We start from the raw sequence: 9,393 nt of genomic DNA, 5'->3' as shown, positions 1-9,393 counted from the left end.
TTTACTCTTTTATATATTTATATCTATTTTTTTTTGTTTTTATTTGTTTTTATTTTCCTTTCGCCCGTGATTCCCTATGCTGCTGACAGGTGCCGATCGGCACCTGTCAGCAGCTTCGGAAGAACCGGGCCGTAACAAGGGGCTCCCGGTCGTCCGGGTTACGCGGTCTTCGGCAGGTAGACGGACTTCAGCTGGAAGTAGGCGCTCAAGCCTTCGGGACCGAGTTCGCGACCGAGACCGCTGGCCTTGACGCCGCCGAAGGGAGCGCCGAAGTCGAGCTGGTAGCCGTTGACCCCCACGGTGCCGGAATGGATCCGGCGGGCCAGTGCCGTCCCGCGCTCGACGTCGCCCGTCCAGATGCTGCCACCGAGGCCGTACTCGGAGTCGTCGGCCAGGGCGACGGCCTCGTTCTCGTCCCGATAAGGGATGACGACGACGACCGGGCCGAAGATCTCTTCTCGGGCGATGACCATGTCGTTGCGCACGTCGCCGAACACGGTGGGCTCCACGAACCAGCCGCGCTCCAGATGAGCGGGGCGTCTGCCTCCCGTGGTCAGCCTGGCCCCTTCGTCGCGGCCGGCCGCGATGTACCCCTCAATCCGCTCTCGCTGACGAGAGGAGACCACGGGGCCGATCGCGGTCGCCGCAGCGAACGGGTCACCGATCGGCAGGGCCTTGGCCATGTCGGTGACGGCGTCCAGCACCTCCGCGTAGCGGTGCGAGGGAGCGAGGATACGCGTACTGGCGTAGCAGGTCTGGCCGTTGTTGGGGAATGACACCGAGGCCAGGGCCGCCGCAGTCGTGGGAATGTCTGCGTCATCGAGGACGATGGCGGCGGACTTGCCGCCGAGTTCGAGGGTGACCGGCCGCAGCAGCCGTCCGCACACCTCACCGATGGCCCGCCCGACGGGTGTCGAACCGGTGAACGCGACCTTGTCGACCCCGGGATGAGCGACCAGGGCCTCACCGGCTTCCTTGCCGCCCGGTACGACGTTGAGCACACCGGGAGGCAGCCCGGCCGCGTCAGCCGCCTCCGCCATGATGTTGGCGTCCAGGGCCGTCTCCAGCGCGGGCTTCAGCACGACGGTGCACCCGGCGGCCAGTGCGGGCGCGATCTTCATCATGGCGAGAGTCTGTGGGTAGTTCCAGGGCACCATGGCGGCCACCACACCGAGTGGCTCACGCCGTACCAGAGTGCCGCCCTCGCTCAGGCCCGTCCGCACTTCCTCCAGGGGGAACTCGCGGATCAGGTCGGCGTAATAGCGCAGGATCGTGGCTCCCGAGTAGCCGTTGGCCCGTACCGACAGGGAGTGCGGCATGCCGTTCTCCGCGGTCACGGTCTCCGCGAGGAGAGCGGCACGCGCCTCGAGTTCGTCGGCGAACCGTTCCATGGCGTCCGCGCGTTCGGCCGGCGTCAGGGGGGACCAGCAGGCGCCGTCGAAGGCACGACGGGCCGCGGCGACGGCCACGTCGATGTCGGCGGCGTCGGCGAGTGGTGTCCGGCCGTAGACCTCTTCGGTGGAGGCGCAGACGACGGTGTTGACCTCGGCGGATCGGGGGGATACCCACTGGCCGCCGATGAAAAGAGAACTGTAGTTGTGTTTCACGACTGCTCCTGATCGCGTATGGGGATGCCGGCCGACGTCAGGCGGTCCGGGACCCCGCGGCGTGCTGCTGGTAGGCCGTGCCATCGGGGATTCCGGCGTTGACCCGCTCCGTCAGCAGGGCGGTGAACTGCCGCCGGGCCGCCTCAGCGCTCTCTGGTGTGCTGCGCTGCAGCTGCCAGGACTGCGCGCCGGCGGCGGCGAGCACCGGGATCAGCGCGGCGTGTCCGGACGGCGGAATGTGCAGCGCGTCGGCGAACTTGTCACCGAAGGTGCGGCGGACCAGCCCGTTGACCAGGTCCCGCAGTGCGTCACGCTCCATCGGCACCAGTCCCGTCAGCAAGTCCACGTAGCTGTCCAGCAGTGCCTCGCTCAGTGCCCGCGAGTTGTCATCGGGCGGGGTGATGGTCGAGTCCAGCAGGTCCAGCAGAGCCGCGGCGTCGGCGTGGCTGTTGATGCCGCCGTAGAACCTCTCGTCGAGGCCGAGAAGGTAGGCGACGTAGTGCCAATACCGGTACAGGGCCCGCTGCTCCTGCTCGGTGAAGCGGACACCGAGCTTCTCCTTGGCCAGGTAGGGCACGATGGTGAAGTCGAGCCATGTGCGAGCGATATCCACCTGGTTGATGGGCACACCCCACTCCGCGTGGTCCCAGCCGTGCTTCAGCGCGGTGGCCCGCACCCGGGCGTGCAGGAGCCTCACCTGGGCGGTACTCACGTATCCGGGCGCACCCCGCAGCAGACCACCTGGCAGCACCGTCTGCAGGACCCACATCTCGGTCTCCGCCAGCCGCCGCGGCGCCATCTTGTGCAACTGCCCCGTCTGCACCAGCAGTTTGGCGATGCTGGGTGAGGCGTACGTGTGGACGAGCTGTCCGCCGGCAGAAGACAGCAGCTGCCACAGCGGAGGAACCGAACGGTACGTCTCCTCCCCGGCCTCCAGTGCGGCGCGGTCGACCCATTCGGGGACCTGCTCCACCTGGGCCAGGAACGCCTTGATCGCAGGCGTCGCGTCCGGAACGCTGTCGAGTCCTTCCGTGATCCCCTTGTTCAGCTGTGCCCTGGCGTCCTTCCCGAGCTCGTTGATCTCCGCTATCACCGCGTCGGCCAGGGGGTCGCCGACCTGGAGCATGTCCGCCATGAGGTCGGCCTTCGGTCCGTGTTTGTCCCGGGCGGTCTCGAGGTTCACCAGGCGTGCGGGAAGGTTGTGCTGTGTCGTCGACACCATAGCTTTGCCCCTGTTCGGTGACAGATGGGTTACCGAGGGTCCGGTCAGCGGTTATGAAGCGACAGTCGCTCCATTCGCTGGACGATCGGATAGTGACAGCGTATAGCTGGACTGGACGATCGTAAAGCCACGAACTTTACGATCGTCCAGCGATCGACGCCTGGAGTGGCGCTCATCTCCTCCAGCCACCCTGGACACGCGACCGCCTCCGCGCTCGCGTCGCACCCCGGCACCGAGGGCCACAGGCTCGCGGCCGTCGCCGTGGCCGCCGCGCGACCTACAGGCCGAGGTCCTTCGCGATGATCGTTTTCATCACCTCGCTCGTGCCGCCGTAGATCCGCGAGACCCGGGTATCGGCGTACAGGCGGGCGATCGGGTACTCGGTGATGTAGCCGTAGCCGCCGTGCAGCTGCAGGCACTTGTCGATGATCCGGCCCGCGGTCTCGGTGCAGAAGAGCTTTGCCTTGGCGGCGTCGGCGATGGTCAGCTGCCCGGCGTCGTACAGCTCCAGCGCCCGGTCGACCAGGACCTGCGCCGCCTCCAGCTCCGCGGCGCACTCGGCCAGCACGAACTTGGTGTTCTGGAACGAGGCCACCGGCTTGCCGAAGACCGTGCGCTGCTTCACATAGTCGGTCGCGAACCCGACCGCGGCGGCCGCGGCCGCGGTCACACCGATGGCGATGGTCAAGCGCTCGCGCGCCAGGTTGTGCGACAGGTAGGAGAAGCCCTTGCCCTCCTCGCCGAGGAGGTTCTCCACCGGCACCTCGACGTCGGTGAAGGACAGTTCGGCCGTGTCGGAGGTCTTCAGGCCGATCTTCCGCAGCTCGCGGCCCACCTCGAAGCCGGGCGACGCCGACTCCACGCACAGGATCGACAGCCCGGCCCGACGGTCCTCCGGGGTGGCCGGCGAGGTGCGGCACACCACCAGCACCAGGTCGGCCAGTGCCCCGCCGGTGATGAAGGTCTTCGCGCCGTTGAGCACGTAGTGGCTGCCGTCCGAGGACAGTTCCGCGCGGGTCGTCATGCCCGCGAGGTCCGAACCCGTGCCCGGCTCGGTCATCGCGATGGCCGTCATGATGTCGCCGCTCGCGAAACCGGGGAGCCAGCGTCGCCGCTGTTCCTCGTTCGCGTAGCTCATCAGGTACGGGAGGATCAGGTTGGCGTGGACGGAGTAGTCACCGAAGGACACGGCCGCGCGGGACAGTTCCTCCATCACCACGGCCTGGAACTTGTAGCTGGTCTCGCAGGCCCCGCCGAACTCCTCGGGCACCTCGATGCCCAGCACGCCGAGATCGCCGAGCTCGCGGTAGAAGTCGCGCGGTGGGTGGCCGAGCTGCTCCCACTCGTGGAAAACCGGGACGACCTCCTTCTCGATGAAGTCCCGGACGGTCGCCCGGAAGGCCTCGTGGTCCTCGCTGTAGACGGTGCGCAGCACGTCGTCCTCACATTCGTCGGTCGTCGGGGGAGAGCCGGGGGTCGGGCCAGGACGCCGCGACGGACGAGTGCGTCGAGGCCGTCATCGTGGAAGCCGTGGCGAAGCGGCACCGCGCGGGTGTCGGCGCCGATCAGCGGCGCGGCGTCCGGTGTCGCCAGGGGAGTTCGGCCGTAGCGGGGCGCGGGTGCGGGCTGGACCGAGCCGTCGATGCCGGTGGTATAGGTACGCCGGGCCCGGTTGTGCGGATGACCCGGTGCCTCGGTGAGCGACAGCACCGGGGTGACGCAGGCGCCCTGACCGTCGAAGGCATGGGCCCACTCGTCGCGGGTCCGGGTGGCGAACGTGGCCTCCAAGCGCTTGCGCAGGGCAGGCCACGCGCACCTGTCGTGCTGCTTCCCGAAGTCCGGGTCCCCGGCGAGTCCGAGGACCCGCAGCAGCGCGGCGTAGAACGGGGGCTCGATCGCGCCGACGGCGACGTGCCCGGTGAAGTCCGTCAGAACCGCATCGGACATCAGGGCTCCAAGTTTCAAAGAATTCGAACGATCGTTAAGTTACGATGCGGTGTGCCGCTCTGTCCAGAACGTTGGCGCCACTGGAGCTCGACGGGCCGGAACTTGTCGAGTGCTCGGACGGCATCAGGGAGTCCGCCGTGCCCCATCTCGCCGAAGAGCTTGCCGGCTGGGCCCCCGGGTTCGAGCCTGGAACTGCCGACCTGGCACTGGTTGAACGCCGGCTGAAGGACACGCTCTCCGTCGCGCTGGCCGCGCGTTCGCACCCGATGGCCACCCTGGCCGCGGGTTTGCCCGACGCCGCCCGGTGGGCGGCCGTCGGCCACGTCCTGGACTTCGACGACCTGCACCTTCCCTCCACAACGCACATCAGCGTCGTCTGCGCCCCCGTCGTCCTCGCCACCGGCGGCGATGCCCGGGCGTATCTGGCGGCAGCAGGCGTCATGGCCCGGCTGGGCACGGCGCTCGGCTGGAACCACTACGCGGCGGGCTGGCACGCCACCTGTACCGCCGGCGCCCCCGCCGCCATCGGGGCCGGGCCGGCGCTCGGGCTGGATGGGGACGGCCTCACCCGAGCCCTGTGTCTGGCCCTCCCGGCAGGGGGAGGCCTCCAGTGGGCCTTCGGCACCGACACCAAATCCCTGACGGCTTTGGCGGCACTGCTGCGCGAGCCCGGCCCGGAAGCCGTCCCCGGCGGGCTCGCGGTGAAGATCTTCCCCTGCTGCTACGCCATGCGGCGGCCCATCGGCGCCGTGCGGCGACTGCTCACCGAGGGTGCGCCCGATCCGGAGGGCATCGCGTCCGTCACGGTCCACACGCCCGAGGCCGCAGTCCACCCACTGATCCACCACGAGCCGACCACCGTGCTCCAGGGCAAGTTCAGCCTGGAGTACGCCGCCGCACTGCTCGACGGGCACCCCGGATTCGCGTCCTTCACCGACGACAACGTCCGGCGCGCGCAGGCCCAGCGCCTGACGCGACTCGTCCGGACCGAGACCCACGCGGGCGGCAGCGGCCTGCTCGTCGGCGAGACGACGGTCACCGTCGCACCGGCCGACGGGACCGAGCGGCGGGCGGCCCTCGCGGTTCCCCCCGGAGCACCGGAACTGCCGCCCACGGGAGACGAGTTCGCCGCCAAGCTGGCTGACTGTGGCGCCGACGTGCCCGCGCTGCTCGACGGAATCGACTGGCCCGGCGCCGCCGCCCTACTGCGCGAGACCCTGCCCGGTTGCCGGTCCGACGACCGGCTCAAAGGGGCCCCGAGACGGGGCGAAGCCCTGTCGACCGGGGCAGGACGGCCAGCGAAGACCACTTGAGGTCACCCTTGGGGGAGAGGTACGCGACAAAGGGTGGTGGAGCCGTCGTCGCCGACGCCGACCGCAGGGCCCTGATCCGTATCCCGATCCGGCGGGACGGCAGCGCGGGCGCGCCCACCGTTGGCGCAGTCGTCGCAGCTGATCGGCGCCGACGGCCTCGCCCTGGACGCTCGTGGCGGCATCCACATCGTCAACTTCTCGCTGTACTCGAAAAGTCCCCACGCCGAGCGTGGTGGCTCTCAGGACGGACGTTCCCGGACTGCCGCTGCTGTAAGGCGCGGGCCGGCCTTTGGCTGGTTCGGAGGAGGACCTGCTCGGTGGCCGCTCCACGCTTCCGCGACCTGGAAGACCTCTGGACGCGCTCCGCGGGGCGGGGTCCTGATCACGAACCGGCTGGCGGCCGTGAAGATCCACGTCACCGCGCCCAAGCTTCAAGCGGACGGCCGGCCTTGGCCAGAAAGACGCCTCAGGGGGCGAGGAGGGCGTCTTCCCACGGCGCAGAGGGCGCGAGGTCGCGCCGTGCGGGCAGGTCCTGCGCGCGGCCACGTGGAACATCGGCGCCTCGCCTCAGCCCGATGACCGGAGGCTCGTACGGTGCGCGACACACCGGTGAACGGTCCGGAACGGCTCCGCACAACGATGCGAGAGGCGGAGAACGAGGCGGGCGCGGTTTCCCTGGAGGCCGCGCCCGTAAGCGTGCTCGGCGTGGCCCGTTCCGGCGGTGGACGGCATGGGTGGCCGCTCTGGCCTGCCGGCGCCCGCGTGTCCTGAGTCACTTGAACGGCCCTTGCGTCGTGCGTGTTCACGGGCGACGATGGCTCTCGCATATTTTCAGACTGATCGAGTCTGAAAATGAGAACCGTCGATGGAGTACGGATGAGCACGATCGAGAGCATGGCGGGCGAAGCCCCGGCCCTCGTCGAACGCAGAGGGCACACCCTGGTGATCACGCTGAACCGGCCGGGTGCCATGAACGCCGTGAACGCCGAGCTCAGCGCCGCCGTCGGCGCCGCCCTGGAGGAGGCGGAGCGGGATCCGGAGGTGCGGGCCGTGGTGCTGACCGGCGCCGGGGGCCGGGCGTTCTGCGCGGGCGCGGACCTCAAGGCGCTGGCCCGCGGTGAGTCCGTCGCGGCTCCGGGACATGAGGAATGGGGCTTCCTCGGCTACGTCCGGCACGCGGTCGGCAAGCCGACCATCGCGGCCGTCAACGGCTTCGCCCTGGGCGGGGGCACCGAGGTGGTGCTCGCCAGCGACCTGGCCGTCGCCGCCGACACGGCGGTCTTCGGGCTGCCGGAGGTGTCCCGAGGGATCTTCGCCGCCGCGGGCGGGGTCTTCCGGCTCCCCGAGCAGCTGCCGCGCAAGATCGCCATGGAGATCATGCTGACCGGGGAGCCCGTCGACGCGGCCCGGGCTCTGCAGCTCGGCCTCGTCAACCGGGTCGTACCGGCTGACGACGTGCTCGCCGCCGCGCTCGCCCTGGCGGAACGGATCTCGGCGAACGCACCCCTCGCGGTCCAGGCGAGCAAGCGCGTGGCCCTCGGCATCCACGAGGGCCGCGTCCCAGGCGAGGCGGACCGGTGGGAGCACAACGACCGGGAGATCCGCGCACTGCTCGCCACCGACGACGCCGCCGAGGGAACCCGTGCCTTCGGCGAGAAGCGGAGGCCGCAGTGGCAGGCACGCTGACCCCACGCCCCGCCCGACGCCCCGTGATCGCCGGACTCGGCATCACCGAGATGGGCAAGGTCTACGGGCGCGGCGCGGAGGACTTCGCCGCCGACGCCGTCCGCCGGGCTGTCGCCGACGCGGGACTGGAGCTGTCCGACATCGACGGGCTGCTCACGAACACCGGCCTGGCCGGCGGCGTCGGCCTGGGCCTTCAGCGCCGGCTCCAGCTGCGCGACCTGAGCGTGCTGTCCGAGGTCCAGTCCTACGGGGCTTCCGCGGGCGCCATGGTCAGTTACGCCGCAATGGCCGTCCAGGCCGGCATGGCCGAGACCGTGGTGTGCGTGTTCGCCGACGCGCCACTGCGCGAGGGCCGTTCCAGCTCGGCCGCCTACAGCCGTCCCAGAGAGGCGGCCGGGTTCGACGGTCTGCGCCTTCACGCCGGCCTGACCAGCGTCAACGCCCTGTACGCGCTGGCCGCGCAGCGGCACATGGCCACGTACGGCACCACCTCCGAGCAACTCGGTGCGATCGCCGTCGTCCAGCGGGCCTGGGCCGCCGGCAACCCGTTGGCGCAGATGCGGGCTCCGATCACCCTCGCCGACCACCAGGCCTCCCGCTGGATCGCCGAACCACTTCGCCTCCTGGACTGCTGCCTCGTCAGCAACGGCGGCGTGGCCGTCCTGGTCACCTCCGCCGAACGTGCCGCCCATCTGCCGCAGCCGCCGGTCCATGTTCTCGGCTGGGCCCAGAGCCACCCCGGCTACCCCGACGCGAGTGACAGCACCTTCGGTCTGGAGAGCGGGGCGGCCCGCTCCGGCCCGGCCGCCCTGAAGATGGCCCAGGTCGGACTGTCGGACGTCACCGTGGCCGAGCTGTACGACTGCTACACGTTCACCGCACTGCTCACGCTGGAGGACTACGGGTTCTGCGCCAAGGGCGAGGGCGGACCGTTCGCGGCGAGCGGCGCGCTCGGGCCCGGCGGCTCACTGGCCGTCAACACGGGTGGCGGACAGCTGTCCTCGTACTACATGTGGGGTATGACCCCGCTGTCCGAGGCGGTCATCCAGGCACGCGGACACGGCGGCGAGCGCCAAGCCCCCCGTAACGACGTGATCCTCGTCAGCGGCAACGGCGGCATCCTCGACCACCACTCCACGCTCGTCCTCAGTCCGCACGCGCAGGGCTGACCGGCCCTCCCGCACCTGACCCACGGAGCATCTGTGACCACCGTGACCCTTGTCCGCGACACGGCCTCGGACGAGTTCTTCGAAGGCACCGCACGCGGCGAGCTGCCGCTCAGGCGCTGCGCCGACTGCGGCACCTGGAGCGCGCCGCGTACCCGGTCCTGCCCGTCCTGCCGTTCCGGTCGCCTCGCCTGGGAGCCCGTGCGGGGTACCGGGAAGCTCGTCAGCTGGACGGTCGTCCATGGGCGTCCCGTCGACGGTGGGCCCGCCCCGCGCACCGTCGCCGGGCTCGTCGAACTCGACGAAGGTCCCTGGCTGCACGCCCGCATCGACGGGACGGACCCGGGCCACCTGCGCGCCGGACTGCCCCTCGCCGTGGCGTTCGACCGGTCGCACGGCGGCGATGCCGCTCCGGTCTTCCGCCCCGTCGACTGATCCCGCCCGACACCCGC

At 70.2% G+C, this 9,393-nt stretch carries 7 protein-coding genes and 1 pseudogene; 4 read left to right on the top strand and 4 right to left on the bottom strand.

The features are described 5' to 3' along the window. Window positions 1–158: 158 nt before the first annotated feature. From AB0898_RS31080 to AB0898_RS31065, 4 genes and pseudogenes are all read right to left on the bottom strand, one after another. A complete protein-coding gene (locus tag AB0898_RS31080; RefSeq protein ID WP_366806399.1) occupies window positions 159–1,607 on the bottom strand; it encodes an aldehyde dehydrogenase in 1,449 nt (482 codons plus the stop codon). 37 nt (window positions 1,608–1,644) lie between these two features. Continuing rightward, window positions 1,645–2,829 (bottom strand): oxygenase MpaB family protein, encoded by a 1,185-nt coding sequence (locus AB0898_RS31075; RefSeq protein WP_366806398.1) that lies wholly within the window; start codon window positions 2,827–2,829, stop codon window positions 1,645–1,647. A gap of 277 nt (window positions 2,830–3,106) precedes the next feature. Further along, window positions 3,107–4,264 carry an acyl-CoA dehydrogenase family protein gene (locus AB0898_RS31070; RefSeq protein ID WP_366806397.1) on the bottom strand — a complete coding sequence of 386 codons (1,158 nt, stop codon included), beginning with the start codon at window positions 4,262–4,264 and terminating at the stop codon, window positions 3,107–3,109. Between the two features lie 128 nt (window positions 4,265–4,392). Beyond that, a pseudogene (locus AB0898_RS31065) lies at window positions 4,393–4,776 on the bottom strand (CoA transferase); the annotation flags it as partial. A gap of 137 nt (window positions 4,777–4,913) precedes the next feature. On the opposite strand from AB0898_RS31065, the gene AB0898_RS31060 reads away from it, so the two are divergent. The 4 genes from AB0898_RS31060 to AB0898_RS31045 all read left to right on the top strand — a co-directional run bounded on the left by AB0898_RS31060 (window position 4,914) and on the right by AB0898_RS31045 (window position 9,376). Beyond that, window positions 4,914–6,089 carry an MmgE/PrpD family protein gene (locus AB0898_RS31060; protein ID WP_366806396.1) on the top strand — a complete coding sequence of 392 codons (1,176 nt, stop codon included), beginning with the start codon at window positions 4,914–4,916 and terminating at the stop codon, window positions 6,087–6,089. Between the two features lie 876 nt (window positions 6,090–6,965). Continuing rightward, the gene (locus tag AB0898_RS31055) at window positions 6,966–7,775 is read left to right on the top strand and encodes a crotonase/enoyl-CoA hydratase family protein (RefSeq protein WP_366806395.1); all 810 of its coding nucleotides are present in this window, start codon (window positions 6,966–6,968) and stop codon (window positions 7,773–7,775) included. Continuing rightward, window positions 7,760–8,944: a thiolase family protein gene (locus tag AB0898_RS31050; RefSeq protein WP_366806393.1), complete on the top strand. Its 1,185-nt coding sequence runs from the start codon at window positions 7,760–7,762 to the stop codon at window positions 8,942–8,944. Before AB0898_RS31055 ends, AB0898_RS31050 begins: the two co-directional genes overlap by 16 nt. Window positions 8,945–8,977: 33 nt before the next feature. Continuing rightward, window positions 8,978–9,376, top strand: coding sequence for an OB-fold domain-containing protein (locus tag AB0898_RS31045; protein ID WP_366806392.1), 399 nt, complete (start codon window positions 8,978–8,980; stop codon window positions 9,374–9,376). Window positions 9,377–9,393 lie beyond the last annotated feature (17 nt).

Origin of the sequence: Streptomyces sp. NPDC005435, assembly GCF_040703155.1 — a bacterium.
Lineage (GTDB): Bacteria > Actinomycetota > Actinomycetes > Streptomycetales > Streptomycetaceae > Streptomyces.
This window is presented reverse-complemented; position numbering and strand designations above follow the sequence as displayed.

Excerpts from the sequence above, each read along its gene's own strand:
- AB0898_RS31075 (WP_366806398.1), bottom strand. The coding sequence starts at position 2,829 with ATGGTGTCGACGACACAGCACAACCTTCCCGCACGCCTGGTGAACCTC.
- AB0898_RS31055 (WP_366806395.1), top strand. The coding sequence starts at position 6,966 with ATGAGCACGATCGAGAGCATGGCGGGCGAAGCCCCGGCCCTCGTCGAA.